Source organism: Streptomyces sp. GS7 (assembly GCF_009834125.1).
GTDB lineage: Bacteria > Actinomycetota > Actinomycetes > Streptomycetales > Streptomycetaceae > Streptomyces.
On the sequence record NZ_CP047146.1, the window covers coordinates 5,569,948 to 5,588,392 of the forward strand.

14 protein-coding genes are annotated in these 18,445 nt (G+C 74.9%); 2 read left to right on the forward strand and 12 right to left on the reverse strand.

The features are described from left to right. Window positions 1-121 precede the first annotated feature (121 nt). The 12 genes from GR130_RS24205 to GR130_RS24260 all read right to left on the reverse strand — a co-directional run bounded on the left by GR130_RS24205 (window position 122) and on the right by GR130_RS24260 (window position 15,067). Window positions 122-1,681: an AMP-binding protein gene (locus GR130_RS24205; protein ID WP_159506654.1), complete on the reverse strand. Its 1,560-nt coding sequence runs from the start codon at window positions 1,679-1,681 to the stop codon at window positions 122-124. After that, window positions 1,678-2,316, reverse strand: coding sequence for a 4'-phosphopantetheinyl transferase family protein (locus tag GR130_RS24210; protein WP_201304976.1), 639 nt, complete (start codon window positions 2,314-2,316; stop codon window positions 1,678-1,680). Before GR130_RS24210 ends, GR130_RS24205 begins: the two co-directional genes overlap by 4 nt. Then, a complete protein-coding gene (locus tag GR130_RS24215; protein ID WP_201304977.1) occupies window positions 2,313-3,455 on the reverse strand; it encodes an acyl-CoA dehydrogenase family protein in 1,143 nt (380 codons plus the stop codon). The genes GR130_RS24210 and GR130_RS24215 overlap by 4 nt, the downstream gene beginning before the upstream one ends. Then, entirely contained in the window at window positions 3,448-4,611 is a 1,164-nt protein-coding gene (locus tag GR130_RS24220) for an acyl-CoA dehydrogenase family protein (RefSeq protein WP_159506655.1), read from the reverse strand. The genes GR130_RS24215 and GR130_RS24220 overlap by 8 nt, the downstream gene beginning before the upstream one ends. Beyond that, complete coding sequence (locus GR130_RS24225) at window positions 4,608-4,862, reverse strand: acyl carrier protein (protein WP_159506656.1); 255 nt, start codon at window positions 4,860-4,862, stop codon at window positions 4,608-4,610. The genes GR130_RS24220 and GR130_RS24225 overlap by 4 nt, the downstream gene beginning before the upstream one ends. 29 nt (window positions 4,863-4,891) lie before the next feature. Beyond that, a complete protein-coding gene (locus GR130_RS24230; RefSeq protein ID WP_159506657.1) occupies window positions 4,892-6,025 on the reverse strand; it encodes a hypothetical protein in 1,134 nt (377 codons plus the stop codon). Window positions 6,026-6,078: 53 nt separating this feature from the next. Continuing rightward, complete coding sequence (locus tag GR130_RS24235; RefSeq protein ID WP_159506658.1) at window positions 6,079-6,795, reverse strand: maleylpyruvate isomerase family mycothiol-dependent enzyme; 717 nt, start codon at window positions 6,793-6,795, stop codon at window positions 6,079-6,081. After that, window positions 6,792-8,090, reverse strand: coding sequence for a pyridoxal phosphate-dependent aminotransferase (locus GR130_RS24240; RefSeq protein WP_159506659.1), 1,299 nt, complete (start codon window positions 8,088-8,090; stop codon window positions 6,792-6,794). Before GR130_RS24240 ends, GR130_RS24235 begins: the two co-directional genes overlap by 4 nt. Then, the gene (locus GR130_RS24245) at window positions 8,087-9,433 is read right to left on the reverse strand and encodes a KamA family radical SAM protein (protein WP_159506660.1); all 1,347 of its coding nucleotides are present in this window, start codon (window positions 9,431-9,433) and stop codon (window positions 8,087-8,089) included. The genes GR130_RS24240 and GR130_RS24245 overlap by 4 nt, the downstream gene beginning before the upstream one ends. Continuing rightward, the gene (locus GR130_RS41415; protein WP_159506661.1) at window positions 9,430-11,109 is read right to left on the reverse strand and encodes a carbamoyltransferase C-terminal domain-containing protein; all 1,680 of its coding nucleotides are present in this window, start codon (window positions 11,107-11,109) and stop codon (window positions 9,430-9,432) included. The genes GR130_RS24245 and GR130_RS41415 overlap by 4 nt, the downstream gene beginning before the upstream one ends. Before the next feature lie 47 nt (window positions 11,110-11,156). Continuing rightward, a complete protein-coding gene (locus GR130_RS24255; protein WP_159506662.1) occupies window positions 11,157-13,589 on the reverse strand; it encodes an ATP-grasp domain-containing protein in 2,433 nt (810 codons plus the stop codon). A 221-nt stretch (window positions 13,590-13,810) separates the two neighbouring features. Then, a complete protein-coding gene (locus GR130_RS24260) occupies window positions 13,811-15,067 on the reverse strand; it encodes a condensation domain-containing protein (RefSeq protein WP_159506663.1) in 1,257 nt (418 codons plus the stop codon). 307 nt (window positions 15,068-15,374) lie between these two features. Here GR130_RS24260 and GR130_RS24265 point away from each other — a divergent pair, with 307 nt between their 5' ends. After that, window positions 15,375-17,000 carry an AMP-binding protein gene (locus GR130_RS24265; RefSeq protein ID WP_236573428.1) on the forward strand — a complete coding sequence of 542 codons (1,626 nt, stop codon included), beginning with the start codon at window positions 15,375-15,377 and terminating at the stop codon, window positions 16,998-17,000. Continuing rightward, a complete protein-coding gene (locus tag GR130_RS24270; RefSeq protein ID WP_159506664.1) occupies window positions 16,997-18,235 on the forward strand; it encodes an MFS transporter in 1,239 nt (412 codons plus the stop codon). Before GR130_RS24265 ends, GR130_RS24270 begins: the two co-directional genes overlap by 4 nt. Window positions 18,236-18,445: the final 210 nt, after the last annotated feature.

An 18,445-nucleotide genomic window follows, 5' to 3' on the forward strand; every position in this document is an offset into this window, starting at 1 on the left:
AGCGAGTTGGAATGGGCCGGCGGTCTGGCGGCGCTCCGGGGCACCGCCCCGCCGGTGGAGTTGCCGGACCCGGCGGACCCCGCGGGGCCGGCGGATCCGGGCGGGTCCCGGAGACGGCGGCTCAGCGGCGGGTCACCGGCGGAGCGAGGGCGTCCGCCAGCGCCGCCCGGTCCAGCTTCCCGTTGGCGTTCAGCGGGAGGGCGTCCAGCGCGGTGAGGGTGGCCGGGACCATGTAGGCGGGCAGGCGGGCGCGGAGGGCGGTGCGGAGGTCGTCCTCGGCGGCGGGGGCGACGCCGGTGGTGTAGGCGGCGGTCAGTTCGGTGCCGGCGGGGGTGGCCCGCGGCAGCACGGCCGCGTCGAGGACGCCGGGAAGGGCGCGCAGTGCGGCCGCCACCTCGCCCAGCTCCACGCGGTAGCCGTGCACCTGTACCTGCTGGTCGTCGCGCCCGAGGTGGACCAGCGGCGGCTCGCCGGGCGGGCCGCCGGCGGCGGGGCCGACCCGGTCGCCGGTGCGGTACCAGTGCGCGTCGGTGAGCGGGGTGGCGGGGTCGTAGGGGGAGGTGTCGGGGGCGAGGAAGCGGCCGGCGTCGTCGGTCGGGTCGAGGTAGCCGGGGAAGCGCTGCGTTCCGCGCACGCACAACTCGCCCTGGTGGACGAGTACTTCGAGGTCCGGGTGCGGGGCGCCGATGGGCACGGTGCCGTTGGCGGGCTCCGGCCAGGCGGTGCGGTCCGCGGGGAGGCGGTAGGTCACGCAGGTGACGGTCAGTTCGGTCGGACCGTAGGCGTTCTCCACCGTGCTGTGCGGGGCGGCCTGCCGCCAGGCGTCGGCCTGCGGGAGGGTGAGCGGTTCGCCGCAGAACATGCTGCTGCGGAGGGTGGGCAGGGCGGCCGGCCGGAGGGCGCGCAGACGGTGGGCGAGGGAGATGGCCGAGGGGACGGAGTTCCAGTGGGTGATCGCCCGGCGGTTGATGAAGCGGACCGGGGACAGGAGTTCCCCGCGGGACGGTACGACGAGGGTGGCGCCGCTCCCCCAGGCGGTGAACATGTCGTGTACCGAGGGGTCGAAGGTCAGCTCGAAGGTCTGCGAGAAGCGGTCGCCGGGGCCCGCGGCGTGGCGCGGGACGACGTGGGCGAGGTAGGCGCGGATGTTGCGGTGCTGGATGGGGACGCCCTTGGGGACGCCGGTCGAGCCCGAGGTGAAGAGGATGTAGGCCAGGCCGTGCGGGCGGACGGGGTCGACGGCCGGGAGCGGTTGCGGTGCCAGGGCGAGGAGTTCGGTGTCGGTGAGGGTGAGGGTCGGGGCGCCGAGCCGGGCGGTGGGTGCGGGGGTGGAGTCGGCGAGGACGGCGTCGAGTCCGGCCGCGGCGGCGATCGCGGCGTTGCGCTCGGGCGGGAAGGCGGGGCCGAGCGGGACGGCGGTGGCGCCCAGCCGCTGGATGGCGAGGTATCCCGCGTAGGCGACGGCGGTACGGGCGGCCAGCAGCCCGACGCGGCGGGGCGGCGCCCCTGTGCCGAGGTGCCGGTGGAGCCGGGCCGCCAACGCGTCGACCGCGGCGGCCAGTTCGTGGTAGGTGAGGGCGATCTCGCCGACTTCCAGGGCGGGTTGGGTGCCGTGGCGGGCGGCGGAGGCGGCGAACCAGTCGTAGAGGGTCTGCGGTGCGGCCAGGGGCGGCGTGCTCATGCGGGCGGTCCGGCTTTCTCGTGGTCGTCAGGATCGGTGAAGGCGCAGCTCAGCGGCACGGAGGAGTGGTCGCGGAGGCTGATCCAGCGGTAGCCGCCCCAGCGTCCGGTGCGGGCGCCGGGCGGGATGCCGATGGTCCAGGGGCGGCCGGCGAGCCCGGCTCCGGCGGCCTTGACGCAGGCTTCCTGGGCGGTCCAGACCCAGGCCACCTCCTCGGCTGCGCGCGCCGGGGGCAGGGCGGCGAGCCGCGGGGCGTGCGCGGGCAGCAGCCGCCGGGTGAAGGACGCGGTGACGGCGGGGGCGGGGCGCTGCACGTCCACGCCGAGGTCGCGGCCGAGGGCGAGCCCGGCGGCCGTCGCGCCCGGGGTGTGGGAGATGCTGACGCCGATGCCGGGGTGGCCGCGCAGGGCGGGCTTGCCGCGCCGGTCCCGGGCGATCTCGGCGTCGGCCAGCTCCGGCCGGATCGCGGTCAGCAGCTGCCGCAACAGGCCGCGTCCGGAGAGGAATTCGCGGATGCGCCATTCGGGCAGGGTCGCCGCCCGGCGCAGATCGTCGCGGTGCCGGCTGGGCTCGTGCCGTGTCCCGGTCACGGTGCTCACCCAGACCCGGTCCGCGACCTGGAGCGGGCCGGTCACGGGAGGGTGCCCGGCCGGGCCAGTGCGGCGAGGACGGACTCGGCGGCGTCCGCGACGGTGCCGAGGACGACCTCGGTCGCCCCTCCCCCGATGCCGAACAGTGCTGCCTGGGCGCGGAGTTCCTGAACGCCGCCGGTGGTGAACCCGGCCGCGCCCCAGAGCCGGCCGCAGGTGTCGAGTACGTGATGGACGGTGGCACCGGCGGCGGCCTTGAGGGTGGCGGCGGCCGTGGCGTCGTAACGGAATGCCACCGCGTCCGACAGGTCCGCGACGAGCGCCCGCAGTTCGCTTGCCCGGACCAGGCAGGACGCGAAGCGCTGGCGGACCGCGTCCAGGTCCCACAGGGTGCCGTCGCCGTGGGCGCGTCGGGTGAGGTGGCGGTGGGTGTCCGCCAGCACCCGGCGGCAGAGGGCGACCGCCCACTGGGCGCCGGCGAGCCGTTCGGTGGCGATGTGGCGGGCGAAGAGCGGCAGCCCGAAGCCGGTCCGGCCCAGTATGTGGTCGCGGCCGAGCCGGACGCCGTCGAACGCGAGGTGTCCGGTGCCCGCGTCGGCGAAAAGGGCCGAGTCGGCGGGGCGGACGGTGACGCCGGGGGTGCCGGCGGGGACCAGGACCCAGGTGAAGTGGGTGAAGTGGCGGCCGGGGCGGTGCCGGGCCAGGACGAGGAAGTGGGCGGCGGTGGTGGTGTTGGCGATCCAGTTCTTCTCGCCGGTGAGGGTCAGCCCGTCGTCGTCGAGCGTGACGCGGGTGCGCAGGGCGGTGAGGTCGGTGCCCGCGGTCACGTCGGTGGCGGCCAGGGCGACGGTGGCCCGGCCCGCGAGGGCGCCGTCCAGTGCGTGGTGGGCGCGGCGTTCCCGGCCGACCGCCAGGAGGGGTAGTGCGGTGGCGAGTTGGACGCTGACGGACAGTGTGGCGGCGAGCGAGAAGCGGGCGTCCACGGCGCCGAGGAGTTCGGCGAGGCCGTCGGGGTCCGGTCCGGTGCGGGGGTCGCCGCCGCGGTAGGCCCGGGTGAGCAGGCCCGCCCCGCCGAGGGCGCGCCAGACTTCGGCGCCGGTGGCGGTGGGCGGCAGGGCGTCGAGGGCGGCGCCGTCGGTGGCCGGGGGGCCGGGCGGGTCCACCGGGTGCCGGGTGTCAGGCAAAGCCGACCCCCTGGTCGCGCAGCGCCAGCCGGCCGTCGGCGAGATGGAGGCGGTCGTTGCTGTAGTTGAGGGCCGCGGAGCGCAGGTCCCGAAGGGCGCGTTCGAGGCGGGTGGGTGAGTCCTGGAGGTAGCCGTGACGCAGGCCGAGGGCGGTGACCAGGTCGTCGACGGCGGCGTGGCACTCCTCGGCGGCGGTGATCTTGAGCGCGTTGAGCTGGAGCTGCCGCGCGGGGACGGAGAGGTCCTGGCCCGACTCCAGTGTCCTCAGGGTCTGTTGGAGGAGTGCGTGGACGGTGTCCAGCCGCTTCCGGGACCGGGAGAGGCGGGTGAGCAGCAGTTCGGAGGAGAGGTCGAAGCGCTCCCGGCCGGAGGGGCTGCGCAGCAGCCGCAGGACGCGGGAGAGCGCCCCGGCCGCCGTGCCGAGCCAGACCGCGGACCAGCCGGTGTGGGCGAGCGGGCCGAAGACCTCGGCGGCGATGCGGTGGAACCCGCCCTGCTCGCCGACCACTTGATGGGCCGGGACACGGCCGGTCAGCCGCAGGGCGACGCTGTGGCTGGCCCGCATTCCCATGGGCTGCCAGTCGCCGGAGGGGGTGATCTCGACTTGGTCGCGGTGGGCGAAGACGAGGGACACCTCGTCGGCCGTGGCGTCCTGGCTCGGACTGCGCATGGTGACGAGGAAGCCGTCCGCGTGGGTGCCGCCGGTGACGATCGGGGCGAAACGGTCGAACGCCAAGGTTCCGTCGGTTTCGGCGAGTTGGGCATGGGCGCTGAGCAGGTGCCCGCCCTTGCCGGTCTCGGTGGTGACGGAGGCGAGATAGAGTTCGCCGGCCGCGACCCTGGGAAGGAGTTCCTTGCGCAGCCGTGCGCCGCCGTGGTGGACCAGTGCCGCGGACTGCTGGCAGTGCATGGCGAAGACCATGCCGACGGACATGTCGCTCCGGCCCAGGGCCTGTGCCGCGGTCACCAACTCCCGTACGGATCCATCGAGTCCGCCGTATGCGGCGGGTACCAGCAGGCCGAGCAGGCCGGTGCGGCGCAGCGCCGCCAGGGCGTCCACCGGGAAGGCGGCGGCCCGGTCGGTGTCGGCCGCGTACCGCTCGGTGACCTCGGCGACCTCGGCCAGGCGGTCGGCCAGGGCGAGCGGGCCGCTCATGCGGAGACCTTGTCGGGGAGCTGGTCGGCGATCACGCGCCACAGGCTGCCGGCGGTGGCGAAGGTGGTGTCGTTGAGTTCGTCGTCCGGCAGGGAGATGCCGAACGTGTCCTCTATGGCGAAGAGCAGCTCGATCGCCTGCATGGAGTCGACGCCGAGCCGGCGCAGGTCGGTTTCGGGGGTGAGGGCGGCCTCGCCGGGGCCGGCGTGCTTGAGGAAGGGGCGGAGGAGTGCGGTGAAGCGGGGGTCCATGGGGGTGCGTCTCCTGTTCGGGGAGGGGCTCAGCGGGCGATACGGCAGAGGTCGTCGACGCGGCGGAGGTTCTCCGGGATCAGTTCGTCGGCGTCGAGTTCCCGGCCCAGCGCGCTCTCCAGCTGCTCGATGATCTCGACCAGCCGGAAGGAGCTGAAGGAGGGGAAGGAGTCGAACGGCGCTCCGGCGAGGAGTTCTGACGGGGCGACACCGAGCACCGCGCCGGCGACGGCGGCCACCTGCCGGCGCAGCTCGTCGTCGGGGGCGGGGGCGGCCGCCCGTTCCGGTACCACGCCGAAGACCGTACGGTCGGCGGCGAGGACGGCGCGCAACCGGTCGACGACGCCAGGGGGTTCGGCCCGGCCGCGGGAGACCCGGCGGTGGGCGAGGTAGGTCTGCTCGACGACCTTGTCCCAGGCGCGCAGGTGTTCCGCCTCCGGGCCGGGTCCGGGCCCGTCGACCCGGCCGGAGAACAGGGCGCGGTAGGTGGCGTGCAGCTTGCGCGTACGGGCCAGCAGCCAGGTCTCCACGGTGAGTTGCCCGATGGCGCGGGCGCGGTCCGGGCAGCGGTCGTAGGCGTCGAGGTAGGCGTCGACGGCCGTCCCGTCCAAGGTCGGCGCGGGCGGCAGCGCGGCGATCGGGGGCGGCTCCGCCGGGGCCAGCTCGACGACTTCGGCCGCCGCGATACCCGCGAGGTCCGACGCGGACAGCAGCCAGTGGCCGGGGGTGGCCGGGCCCCAGGGGGTCTCGTTGCGGTAGCCGTCGGTGACCCGCCAGCCTTCGGGGTCCGCGGCGAGCAGGAAGCTGTGCTCCATGTGCGCCTGGCCGTGATACGGCAGCCAGGGCAGATGGTAGGAGTCCGCGACGACGTAGCGGGTGCCGCCGTCGGCGGTGAGGGCGGCGAGCGGTTCGGTACGCGGCAGGCGGGCGCGCCGGACGACTCGGAGTCCCAGGAGGCCGGGCAGGGTGGCCAGTTGCCGCGTCAGCGGCGGGTCGACGGTCGGCAGGCCGTCGTCGGCGCGCCGCCAGGCGCGAAAGCCCAGGGACGAGCCGAGGCGCAGGTGGGTGCCCGGGCCGTGGTGGTGGTCGGCCAGTACCGCCAGGTTGACCTGGATGCAGTCCAGCAGACCGGTACGGACCGAACCGAGTTCGAGGTGCGCCATTCGGGAATCGCTTTCTTCCGGTCGGGGGGTGGCGGCGTTCGCGGGGGCCGGGGTCACAGCCAGGGCGGCAGTACGGGCAGTTGCCCGGTGGTCGAGTGGAGGCCGGTACCGCCGGTCCGGCCGGCCAGCCAGCCGAGGGCGTCGGCGGGGGTGCCGGTGACGGCCGGGCCGCCGGTCCCGAACCGGGCCAGCACCGCTCCCCCGTGGTCGCGCAGGGTGAAGTCCGGTACCCCGTCGGCCTCGGCGTAGTAGCCCAGGACGTCGGCGAGGATGATCCGCCGGGCGGATGCGGGGATGTCGGCGACCTCGTAGCCGATGGCGAGGTCGACGTGGTGCAGTTCGAGTTCCCGGACGCGGATCGCCAACACCCGCTGGGGCGTGCAGAGTTCGCCGGTGAAGGGCCGGATGGTCGCCTGCCAGGCGGGCGCCGGGAGCGCTTCGGCGGTGCGCTGGAAGTGGGCCGCGGTGGCCCGGACGTCCGCGGCCAGGGCCGCCGCGGGGCGGTGTGCGCCCGCCTCGATCTCGGCGTCACGGGTCGCCCGGTCCGGGTACTGGGGCGTGACGACTCCGGTACGGGCCCATTCCAGCAGCCGTTCCAGGGCCGGGGCCTGCCGGGCGAGGTGGCACAGGACATGGCCGCGGGTCCAGCCGGGCAGCCTGGACGGCACCGGGATGTCGGCGTCGGTGAGGCCCTCGATGCCGGTGAGCAGCCGATCAGCGGCGGCGGCGATCTCCCGGAAGGATTCCGGGGTGGGGGGTATTTCCTTCACGGTGCTTCCTCCGGTCGGCGGTGCGGGGCGGCGAGCCGGCCGAACCCGTCGGCGATTCGGGCCAACTCGCCAGCGATGTGGGGTAGTTGTGTGGGGTCGTCGGCGCACAGCGCCTCCGCCTGCTGCCGCTCGTCGCCGTAGAGCAGGCTGGTGGCGGCCTTGAAGCGGAGCGCCTGGGGGTCGTCGCCCAGGAGGTGGCCGGCGAGGACGACGATGCCGGAGTCGTCGAGGAGGGCCGACGCGAGGGACGCCGAGTCGGTGATGCCGCGGGCGGCCAGCCGGTCGCGGAGCGGTGCGAAGTCAGGGTAGACGTAGAACCCGCCGGTGGGCGGGCGGCAGCGGGCCCCGGCGTCGACGGCGATCCGGTGGACGGCCCGGGCCACCGCGCCGTGCAGCCGGGCGGCGGCCCGCACCCGTGCCACGATCTCCGGCGGCTCGGCGTAGGCGTACTCGGCGACGTGCTGCATCGGGCCGGCCAGAGTGGACCACAGCTCACTGGCGGCGGCGACGACCGCGTCCCGCAGCAGTTCCCCGGTGTCGCCCTCGGGGAACCGCGCCACGCCGATCCGCCAGCCGCCGAGGCCGAGGGACTTGGACAGCCCGCTGGTGACGACGGTGCGTTCCGGGGCGGCCTCGGCGGGGCTGAGGAAGGGGGTGGCGTCCGGGTCGTGGACGATGTCGCGGTAGATCTCGTCGGCGACGATCAGCAGCTCCTCCTCCCGTGCCAGCGCGCCGAGTTCGCGGATCAGCGCGGGCGGGGCGAGGGTGCCGGTGGGGTTGTCGGGGAGGGTGAGGATCAGCAGGCGGGGGTCGGCGCCGGTGGCCCGGGCCCGGTGCAGGGCGGTGCGCAGCGCACCGGGCTCGGGGACGCCGCCGCAGTCGGCGGGGATCGGGACGCCGAAGGCCCGCTTGCCGGCGTAGGCCGCCTGGGGTGCGTAGGTGTTCCAGGCGGGGCGGGGCAGCAGCACATCGCCGGGGATGACGAGTTGCAGGGCCATCAGCAGCGGTTTGCTGCCGGGGGCGACCACGATCCGGTCGGGGGTGGTGGGCAGCCGGCGGCGGGTGAAGTAGCCGGCGACCGCGGTGCGTACGCCCTCGCCGCCGGCCACCGGCCCGTACGCGGCACGGGTCGCGCCGGCGGCGAGCCGGTCGGCGAGCTGCGGCAGGACCGGCAACCGGGCCTCGCCGAAGGCGAGATGGACCAGGGAGTCGCCGCGGGCCCGGCGCCGGTCGACGAGCTGGTTGAGGGCGAGGTTCGGTGAGGGCGCGGGCGGCGCGGCGGTGCCGGCGGTCATCGCGGGTTCCCTTCGGTGTGCGCGGCGTCGCCGCGTACGGCTGCCGCGAGGTCGGCGGGCGTGGCGGGGTCCAGGTCGAGTTCGTCGAGCCAGGCGGCGGTGGCCGAGTAGCGGGCCCGGAACGGCCGGCCCACCAGATCCGGCTGCCGCGCCTGGAGCATCCGCAGCTGGAAGAAGGCGCCTTCGGGGGTGTGCTCGACCCCGTCCACCGCGACCTTGCCGGGGGTCGCGGACATGACCGGGCCGCGGACCGTGCGGGCGAGTCCGGGCAGCGTGCGGTAGGCGTCGGCGAAGATCTCCGCGGCCCTGGCCAGCGGCACCTTGAAGTAGTCGTACGGTCCGGTGTCCCGCTCCACGAACAGGTAGTACGGCACGGCACCGGCGGCGAGTTCGGCCCGCCACAGCTCGCTCCACACCCGGGCGTCGTCGTTGACGTGGGCGATCAGCGGCGCCTGGCAGTAGACCACCGCACCGGTGGCGCGGATCCGGGCCAGGGCGCGCCGGGCGAGGTCGGTGGCGAGTTCGCGGGGGTGGCTGAAGTGGGCCATCACCGCCAGCTGCCGCCCGGAGGCCGCGATCCGCTCGAAGAGCCGCAGCACGTCGTCGGCGTCCGGGTCGGTGACGTAGCGCTGCGGCCAGTACGCCACGGACTTGGTGCCGATCCGGATCGTACGGACCGCGTCGACGCGGAGCAGCGGCTCCAGGTGGGCGCGCAGCCGCTCGGTGGACATCACCATCGGGTCGCCGCCGGTGACCAGGACGTCGTGGACCTCGGGGTGCGCGCCGAGGTAGTCGATCAGTCCGCCCGGGTCGGGGACGGCGAAGCGCAGATCGGCGTCCCCGATGAACTGGGCCCAGCGGAAGCAGTAGGTGCAGTAGGCGTGGCAGGTCTGGCCCTGGCCGGGGAAGTAGAGGACGGTCTCGCGGTATTTGTGCTGGAGGCCGGGGAGTTCGGCGCCGTCCCGGCGGGGTACGTTGAGTCGCTGCTGGCCGGAGGGGTGCGGGTTGAGCCGGCCGCGGATCTCCTGGACGGCCTCGCGCAGCAGTGGTGTGTCGGCGGGGTCGGCGGAGAGTTTGGCGAGCCGGTCCTCGTCGTCCCGGGACAGCATGCCGCGCTGCGGGAAGGTCAGTTGGAACATCGGGTCGCCGGGTACGTCGTCCCAGTCGATCAGCTCGTCCAGGACGTACTCGTTGACGCGGAAGGGCAGCACCAGCGACACCCGGCGGACGGTCTCCCGGATCTCCTCGGGCAGTCCGTGGCGGGCGGCGATGGCATCGATGTGGCGGGGGCCGTAGGCGCGGAAGCGGGGCGGGGCGGCCGAAGCCGACGGCTCGGCCGTCATCGGCGGGCACCCCCGGTCCGGTCGCTCTTGCGGTAGAGGTCGTCGCCGAGGACGAGGAAGTCCAGGTCCATGGCGCGGAAGGCGGTGAGCGCGTCGGCGGCGGTGTTGACGATGGGTTCGCCCTTGCCGTTGAAGGACGTGTTGAGCAGCACCGGTGGTGCGCCCTGCGTGCGGAGGGCGTCCAGGGCGGCGCCGACGGCCGGGGCCTCGTCGCCGTGCAGGACCTGCGGGCGGGTGGTGCCGTCGATGTGCACGACGCCGGGGGCGACCTGCCGGCCCAGCGCGGTGGCCCGGGCGGCGCCGAGCATGTAGCGGCTCAAGTGCTCCTGTTGCTCCCAGAGTTCGGCGCCGTAGTCGGGCCTGGTGACACCGGCGAAGGGGCGCCACTGCTCGCGGTTCTTGAGGGTGTTGACCCGTACGGTGACGCCCGCGGTGTCCGGTACGGCGATGATGGAGCGGCGGCACAGCGCGCGCGGGCCGACCTCGGCGCGGCCCTGGGCGACCGCGCCGATCCGGCCGTCCAGGAGGAGGGCGGCGAGGTCGTCGGTGTCCAGGTCGGTGCGGACCAGGTCCGAGGTGTCGAGCGCGGCCCGCCGTCGGGCGGAGTCGGGGCCGTGGATGTCGGTACCCAGGTAGGGGCTGAGCGGGGTGGTGTGCCGCCGGGGCGGGCGGACGGTCCAGGCGGCGCCGAGCGCGACCCCGGCGTCGTGCGGCACCGGCGGGACGTAGAGCGGTCCGGGCAGGGTGCCGTTGGTGCTGCAGTTGAGGGCGACGCCGCCGCTGAGGCAGAGCTCTTCGACACCGGCGGCCTTGCGGGTGAGCGAGGCGAGGTGGCGGACGGTCTCCTCGATGACGCGCTGAGCGGTGTAGGCGACGAGGACGGCGTTCGGGTCGTCGGTGAGGCTGCCCTCCGGCGCGCTCGGGCCGTCGGCCCCGGCGATTCGGGAGTAGCGGTCCCGCCAGCGGCCGACGACGGTGTCGTACTGCTCCTTGATCTCGTCGGCGGTGGCGCTCCCCCGGTTCTCGGTGAGCGGTGCGACGGCCGGCCGGAAGTCGTCGGCGGTGAGGTCGACGAGGGGTTCCACCTCGATGCCGGCGGCGCGCCCGTAGGCGGCCAGGCCCATGGTCTTGCCGGCGTTGAGGAAGGAGAAGCCGAGCCAGGTGGAGGCGGCGTCGTAGGCGTAGCCGAGGGAGGCGGTGCGCTGCCAGCTGCGCTCCAGGCGGGGTGCGGCGCCGTCCTCGTAGGTCCAGATGGTCGAGGACTCGTTCTCGCCGTGGCCGTCGACGACCAGGACGCCGGCCTTGGTGAACGGCGAGGCGTAGAAGGCGGAGGCGGCGTGCGCCTGGTGGTGGGGGACGCGGACGACCTCGGGGGTGCGGTCGCCGAAGTCCAGGCCGACGGCGTAGGCGAGGAAGTCGGCGTCGGTGGCGAAGCGGCGCGGGTAGAGCTGTTCGCTGTCCCAGCCGAGGGCGACCACGTCGACGTCGGCCGGGGAGATGCCGGCCTGGTGGAGCACGTAGCGGGCGGCGCCGAGGGGCTTGCGGTAGAGGGAGTGGCGGTGGCGGTTGCAGCGCTCCTCCTCGGAGAAGGCGATGATCTCGCCGTGTTCGTCGATGAGGCAGGCGGCGCTGTCGTGCCAGCCGGTGGGCGGTGCGTTGACGCCAAGGATCCACATGACGCGTTTCTCTCTTCGTAGGCGGGTGGTGGAGGGAGGGGCCCGGGTCACCGGAGGGGGGTGAGGGAGTACCGCACGGCGTGCCGGGCGCGGTCGAGGGCCGCCGCGCAGTCCTCGGGGGTCGCGCCGACGGCCAGGAGGGCGGCCAGGCGCGGGACGACGCCGTGCGGAGGCAGCCGGAGCACGGTGCCGGGGGCGGCGAGCGGCACGGCCTCGGCGATGCCGGGCTCGGCGGCGGCGGCGCGCACGTCGAGGGACCGCACGGTGCCGTCGTGTTCGGGGTAGAGGAAGCGGACCTCGGCGCAGCGGTCGCGGGCGGGGGTGAGGTCGGGGGTCCGGCCGAGGGCGAGGTCCGCGGCGGCGGCGACCGGGTCGACGCCGGTGGCGAGGGTGCCGAGGAGCGGGATGAAGTCGCCGCCGAGCCGGCCGTTGACCTCGACGATGCGCGGGCCGGTGGCGGTCAGCCGCAGTTCGGTGTGGGTGAGGCCGGTGCGGATGCCGAGGACGGCGTGCGCCTCGGCGACCACGGTCCGCGTCTCGTCGGCCCACGGCTCGTGCCGCCAGGGGGCGACGAGATGGCCGGTCTCCTCGAAGTACGGGGCGAATCCGAGGCGTTTGCGCGCCACGTTGACGATCCGTACCGCTCCGTCGGCGACCGCGCAGTCCACGCTGATCTCCGGTCCGGACAGGTATTCCTCCACGATCACCCCGTCGAGCGCGCCGAGTCCGGGGAAGGCGGCGGACACCGCCTGCGCGTAGGCGCGGGCGACGGCGCCGGGGTCGGCGGCGAGGGTGACGCCGATGCTGCCGGCCAGGGCGCGCGGTTTGACCACGACCGGGAGCCCCAGCTCGCGGGCCGCTTCCTGGGCCTGCGCGCCGCTGTGCGCGTGGTGGAAGCGGGCGGAGGGCACGCCCGCGGCGGCCAGCAGCCGGCGGGTGGTGAGCTTGTCGCGGCAGCGGCGGACCGCCTCCGGGCTCATGTGCGGCAGGTGCAGCCGTCGGGCGACCTCCGCGGTGGTCTCCAACAGCGCCTCGTCCCAGGTCAGTACGGCTCCGGGGCCCGGGTGCGCGGCCAGCAGCGCGGCGGCGGCCCGGGTGGTGGCCGCGGGGTCGGCGGTGTCCGCGGCCCGGAACCGGTCCGCGACGTAGCGCCGCTGCCAGTCGATGTCCGCGGACTGGACGAGTGCGGTGCGGGCGCGTTCGGAGACGGTGCGCAGCGCGTATCCGCGGTAGGGCGGGTTGCCGCAGCCGATGACGACGAGCTGCGGGGCCCCTTCGGGGTCGACGGGCGTGCAGTCCAGGACGGCGCCGCGCATCGTGCGGCGGACGGCGGCGGCCACCTCGGCGCTGCTGCCGCCGCGGAAGCGGAACCGGGCCCCGGCGTGCTCGTAGCCGCCGCCGGTCAGCAACGCGCCGACCTCGGGGAGGACGTGGGCGTAGGCTCCGCCCTCCTCGTACGGGGGATGGGCGCGCACCCGGCAGGGCATCGGCACCGTCGGCGGCACCAGCAGCCAGCCCGCCACCGCGCCGGGGGCGGGGGCCGACCCGGCGGAGCGGTCGTCGGTGCCCGCCTGGTGCGCGAACGCCGCCGCCATCAGGTCGATGCCGTGCACCTCCCGCCAGACGAAGGGCACTTCGGCGCCGCCGGGCCGGGCCCCGATCTCCAGGACCGTGAGCGCCCCGCGCTCGCTCGCGAAGAGCTCCAGGTGGAAGACGGACGGGCCGGTGAACAGCGCGCCGGCCGTGGCGGCGGTGATCTCCTCGATACGGGCGAGGAGTTGAGGATCGTCGATCTCGACCGAGGCGAGCGCGGTGCCGCTGGTGAAGTCCAGACAGGTCGTCAGATAGCGGGCGGCCCGCCAGGCGCCGAGGCCGTCCCCGGTGAACACGCCGTCCACGTGCAGCACCTGGTCCGGCAGCCAGGACTGGACCAGCATGCCGCCGTCGCGGGGGATCTCGCAGGCGGCGAGCCGGTCCGCGGAGTCCAGCCGGGTGATCCCGGCGCTGGCGGTGCCGCGGCGCGGTTTGAGCAGCACCGGCCAGCCGTGCCGGGCGGCGAAGGCGGCCACCGCGGCACGGTCGGGGGCGGCGGCGGTGGGCGGTACGGCGATGCCCGCGGCGGCCAGCTTCCGGGCCATCAGCAGTTTGTCGCGCAGCGGCTCCAGGTCGGCGGCGCGCTGCCCGGGCAGGTCGAACTCGCCGCGCAGATCGGCCGCCAGGTCGAGGTCGGTCTCCTGGAGCGCGACGATCCGGGTCACCGGCCCGACCCGCTCCACCAGCGTGTCGATCGCCTCCCGGACCGCCTTCACGTTCTCCGTGCTGTCCACGATCCGTACGCCGGCGGCCTGTTCGGCCGGCAGGTGGCGGGTGGCGCGTTCGGTGGTGACGTAGCTGACGCGGTGCGCGGCGTGGTCGAGGTAGGCGGCGTAGTCGGCGTAGCGGTCGGTCCAACGGTGGATGATGATCACGTGTTCGGGCACCGGAGGGCTCCTGGGGCGCGGTCGGGCACGGGGATGCAGGGGGCCGGGGGCGGGCAGACCGGACACCGGGCGGGCGCCGGTGCACGGGGAGCGGAGGAGGGCACGGAGGCGGCGGGATGAACTCCGCCCACTCGGCCGACTCGCCATGCGTGAAGCGGTGTTGGAGAGTCACGGGGCGGGCGGGTGCGCGCCGGGTTCCGGCGGTCCGGGCCGCCGCCGGGTCAGTTCCCGCGGGCGGCGGTCAGCAGGGCCTCGTGCGTGTCCCACAGCAGTGCGGCGCACCGGTCGCGGCCGAGGTCCTTGGCGGTCAGCCGGATGGACAGGGCGCGGTCGGTCTCCAGCGCGCGGGCGTAACATCGCGGGCCGATGGTGGTGAAGGGCTCCTCCCAGGTGAGGGCGGGCGCCCCGGCGGAGGCCGGAAGGACCGGCACATCGGGGGCCGAACTCTCCGGTACTGCAACGTAGTTGAAGGCACAGGCCGGTTCGGGAGCCGCCGGCATACGGGCCCGGAGCGCGGCCACGGCGGTGACGTCGTGCATACCGTGCCGGAAGGCACCGAGGCCGCTCCAGTGGACGGCGTCGGCCAGTTTGACCAGGTCGTCGCCGCGGGCGTGCTCGATCAGCGCCGGGACCCACTGGTTCATGGAGGTCACCACGTTCCGCCAGCGGCCGGCGAAGCGGTTGGCACTCATCAGCTGCACCAGCAGCGTGTCCGCGCCGCACATCCGGGCCACGCTGCGGGCGTAGGCCGCGAGGACGACGCTGGCGACGGAGACCCGGGCGCGCTCGGCGACGGTGTGCGCGGCCGGGCGGGCAGGGGCGGAGCGCAGGGTGCCCTGGACGACCCGGCCTTCGGCGGCGGCGTCGCGCGGCAGGGCCGCGGACGGGGCGCGATCCAGGAGTTGGGCCCAGTGGTCGAGGGCCTGCGCCTGGCGCCGGAGCCCGGCGGGGGTGTGCTGTGCGGCGGCGAGGTCGGCGGGACCGGGCGGGGTGGTGCCCAGTCCTGCCGGGTGGGTGAGCGCCCGGCGGAATTCCTGGTGGAGGAGTTCCTGGGCCCAGGCGTCCGCGGCGATGTGGTGCTTGACGAACAGCAGATGGGAGGCGATGCCTCGGCGGGTCAGTAAACGGGCCCGCCAGCCGTGCTGCCGGCCCAGGTCGAAGGGCTCGGCGGCCAGCCGCGCGGCGAGCTCGTCGGGGCCGGTGCCGTCGTCCTCGACGACCGGCAGGCGGTCGCCGGTGGGCTCGTCGGGCGGCAACTGGCGCGGGGCGTCGGCGTCGTGGACGTCGTAGCGCGTCCGCAGTGACGGGTGCCGGGTGACGGTCACGCGCAGCGCCGTACGGGCCGCTTCCACGGTCGCTCCGGGCGGCAGCGGCCAGGCCGCCGCGTTGTTCGGCTCGTGCCGGCGGGAGGCCGGCAGGCCCCGGATGTCGTGCCACACCGAGAGCTGACCCAGCGAAAGCGGTCCTGCCTCGGACATACAATTCCCCCATGTCACATTTCCATTATGCGGAAGTTGAATTCCACGCAAGGGTGACGCTGCCACAATCCATCGACCGCCGCAAGGAGTTGCCGAAGCGGCGAGGTGATCCACCTCACACGTCGACGCCGTCGCGGACATGAGAGCCTGATTGCCGCCTGCCGGAATCATCTTTCCAAATCCTGGAAAATCGAGGCAGTATTTCTCCGCGCTTCCCGCCCTTCGCCACGTCATCGCACTCCCATCGCACTCCATCCGCTTTCGCGCCAACTCTCCGTTCCCGAAGGCCACAAGGGGGCTTTGCCACGTGAGTCAGCAGCAGCCCACCCCCGTCGACACCGCCGGGGGCATCCGCCATGACTTCCTGCACGACTTCCTTCTCGACCCGGCCCGGCACTCCCCCGGCGACCCCGCGGTCATCGCATCGCCGCAGGCCGGCCACACCGCGGTGACGACCTACGCCGAACTCACCGCCCTGGTGGGCGAATACGCCGCTGAACTGCGCGCGCTGGGCGTCGAACCCGGCGCCCGGGTCATCCTGGAGGCGGACACCACCGCCCCGGCCGTCGCGATGCTGCTCGCCTGTTCGCGGGCCGGCCTCACCTTCGTCCCGGTGAGCCCGGAAACGCCGCGCCGGCGCCTGGAATCCATCGTCGATGCCGTTCAACCCGCCCTGCATCTCCAGGAGTTGGCCGGGCAGCGGGCGGATCTCCCGCCGTCCGTGGGGACCGCGCGGTTCGGTCCGGGCGGGCTGGCCGTCGACCGCGCCCCGGTACGCCGCCCGCCGCGGCGCACCGCGCCCTGTGTCACCGACCCGGCGTACGTCATCTTCACCTCCGGCACCACCGGCCGCCCCAAGGGCGTGGTGATGAGCCACCGCGCGGTGGTCGCCTTCTACCGGGGCATGCTGGCGCACCGGATCGCCGGCCCCGAGGACCGGATCGCCAGCACCTCACCGCTCCAGTTCGACTTCTCGCTGCTCAACATCGGGCTGGCGCTGGGCAGCGGCGCGTCCGTGGTGCCGGTCCCACCGCGGCTGGTGCGCTGGCCCCGGCATCTGCTGCGGGTGCTGCGCGAGACCGGGGCCACCCAGGTCAACGGCGTCCCGTCGATCTGGCGGCAGGCGCTGCGCCACGAGCCACGGCGGCTGGCCGCGCTCGACCGGCTGCGCGGCGTCCTGTTCTGCGGCGAGGAGTTCCCGCTGCCCGAACTCCGCCGCCTCCAGGAGCTGTTGCCGACGGCCCGGATCATCAACTGCTACGGCGCGACGGAGTCCATGGCCTGCTCCTTCGAGGACGTGCCCCGCCCGCTGCCCGCGACCTGCGAGCGGCTCTCGATCGGCATCGCCCACCCCGGCGCCGAGATGCTCCTCGTCGACGAGGCCGGCGCGGTCGTCGACGCACCCGGTGTGGTCGGCGAGATCCATCTGCGCAGCCCGGCGCTGTTCTCCGGCTACTGGGACGACCCCGAGGCCACCCGCGCGGCGCTGGTCCCCGACCCGCTGTGCCCGCAGTCCGGCCAGTACGTCCTGCGGACCGGGGACCTGGCCCTGCGCGGCCCGGGCGGCGAGTTCTACTTCGCCGGACGGACCGATTCCCAGGTGCAGATCAACGGCAACCGCGTCGAACTGGCCGAGGTGGAACGGCGGTTGACGGAGCATCCGGGCGCGGCGGCGGCCACCGCGCTGCCCCTGCCGCTGCCCGGTGGCGGACAGCGGCTGGCCGCGTTCGTCGTCCCGGCCGCCGGTCACGACCTCGGCGACACGGGCGCGCTCCGGGAGTTCTGCGCCCGGACGCTGCCCCCGTACATGGTCCCCCAGGAGATCCGGCTGCTGGACCGGCTGCCCACGACCGCGCACGGCAAGGTCGACCGGACGGCGCTGGCGGCGGGGGCGGTGCCGGCCGCGGCGGGGGCCGCCGGAGGCGCCCGGTGAGCCGGCTCGACGAGCCCGGCCCGGTGGCCGGCGGGGTCGCCCGGGACGGCCGGCTGCGGGCGTTCGTCCGGGTGCGGGCCGGCGGACTGCCGGGGGCGTTCTGGGTGCTGTGGGGCGGATCTCTGGTCAACCGCCTGGGGGCGATGGTCAATCCGTTCCTGAGCCTCTACCTCACCGGTATCCGGCACGTCCCGATCGCCACCACCGGCATCGTCCTCGCGGTCGGCGGCGTCGGCTCGGTGATCTCCCAGCCGCTCGGCGGGTTCCTCGCCGACCGCTTCGGCCGCCGGGTGGCGCTGACCGGCGGGATGCTGGCGAACGGCGCCACGCTGCTCGTCCTCGGGCACGCCCGGAGCCTGGCGGTGCTGGTCGCTGCCTGCTTCGTCCTCGGCATCACCCTCGACCTGTTCCGGCCCGCCGCCCAGGCCCTGGTCGCCGACGCGGTGCCCGCCGCGGACCGGACCCGGGCGTACGGGCTGCTGCTGTGGGCGATCAACCTCGGCTTCTCGGTCGCCATGGTGATCGGCGGCTATCTCGCCGGCCACGGCTACGCATTGCTGTTCTGGCTGGACGCGGGGGCCTGCACGGCCTTCGGGGTGCTGGTGTGGCTGGCCGTCCCGGAGACCCGGCCGGCCGCCCGGGAGCGCACCGGCGGCGGCTTCGGCACCGTCGTACGGGACCGGGTGATGCTCGCGTTCGCCGGCATCATCGTGGTCTACGCCGTCGTCTTCCAGCAGGCGTTCGCCACCCTGCCGCTGGCGATGCGGAGCACCGCGATGTCCAGCGGCGCCTACGGCATGGTGATGGGCGTCAACGGACTCGTCGTCATCGCGGCGCAGCCGCTGATCGGCCACCGGCTCGCCGACCTCGACAAGAGCCGGGTGCTGGCCACCGGCTTCGCCGTCGCCGCCGTCGGCAACGCGGTGGCCGCCACGGCCCAGGCCGCGGTGGTCTACGGCATCGCGGTCGCGGTGTCGACGCTCGGCGAGATCCTGGTCTTCGCGGTCACCGCGGCCGTGGTCGCCGACCTCGCGCCCGCCGCGCTGCGCGGCCGGTACAACGGGCTGATCGGGATGGCCTGGGGAACCGGCTTCCTGATCGCCCCCGTCGCCGGCACCCGGCTGCTGGTCGTCGGCACCACCACCCTCTGGCTGAGCTGTACGGCGCTGTGCCTGCTGGCGGCGCTGGGCCAGTTGGCGCTGGGCCCGGCGCTGCGGCGTCGGGCGGGCCGGTGACCACGCCGCCCGGCCGTCCGCCCCATCGGACCCAACCCCGTGGTGCGGGTCGGCCACGTCGTGCCGCGGGCCGACACCGCAGCCGAGGTCGACCGGGCCGCGGACGCGGCGATGCGCTCGGTCACGGTCGAGTTGGCCACCCGCCGGCAGGACTGCCGCGCCCCCGGGAGCGGCGTAACGTCAGCACTGTGCCGTGGTGGCTGCGGGCAG

Excerpts from the sequence above, each read along its gene's own strand:
- GR130_RS24225 (WP_159506656.1), bottom strand. The coding sequence starts at position 4,862 with ATGGACCCCCGCTTCACCGCACTCCTCCGCCCCTTCCTCAAGCACGCC.
- GR130_RS24230 (WP_159506657.1), bottom strand. The coding sequence starts at position 6,025 with ATGGCGCACCTCGAACTCGGTTCGGTCCGTACCGGTCTGCTGGACTGC.
- GR130_RS41415 (WP_159506661.1), bottom strand. The coding sequence starts at position 11,109 with ATGTGGATCCTTGGCGTCAACGCACCGCCCACCGGCTGGCACGACAGC.
- GR130_RS24220 (WP_159506655.1), bottom strand. The coding sequence starts at position 4,611 with ATGAGCGGCCCGCTCGCCCTGGCCGACCGCCTGGCCGAGGTCGCCGAG.
- GR130_RS24260 (WP_159506663.1), bottom strand. The coding sequence starts at position 15,067 with ATGTCCGAGGCAGGACCGCTTTCGCTGGGTCAGCTCTCGGTGTGGCAC.
- GR130_RS24240 (WP_159506659.1), bottom strand. The coding sequence starts at position 8,090 with ATGACCGCCGGCACCGCCGCGCCGCCCGCGCCCTCACCGAACCTCGCC.
- GR130_RS24205 (WP_159506654.1), bottom strand. The coding sequence starts at position 1,681 with ATGAGCACGCCGCCCCTGGCCGCACCGCAGACCCTCTACGACTGGTTC.
- GR130_RS24245 (WP_159506660.1), bottom strand. The coding sequence starts at position 9,433 with ATGACGGCCGAGCCGTCGGCTTCGGCCGCCCCGCCCCGCTTCCGCGCC.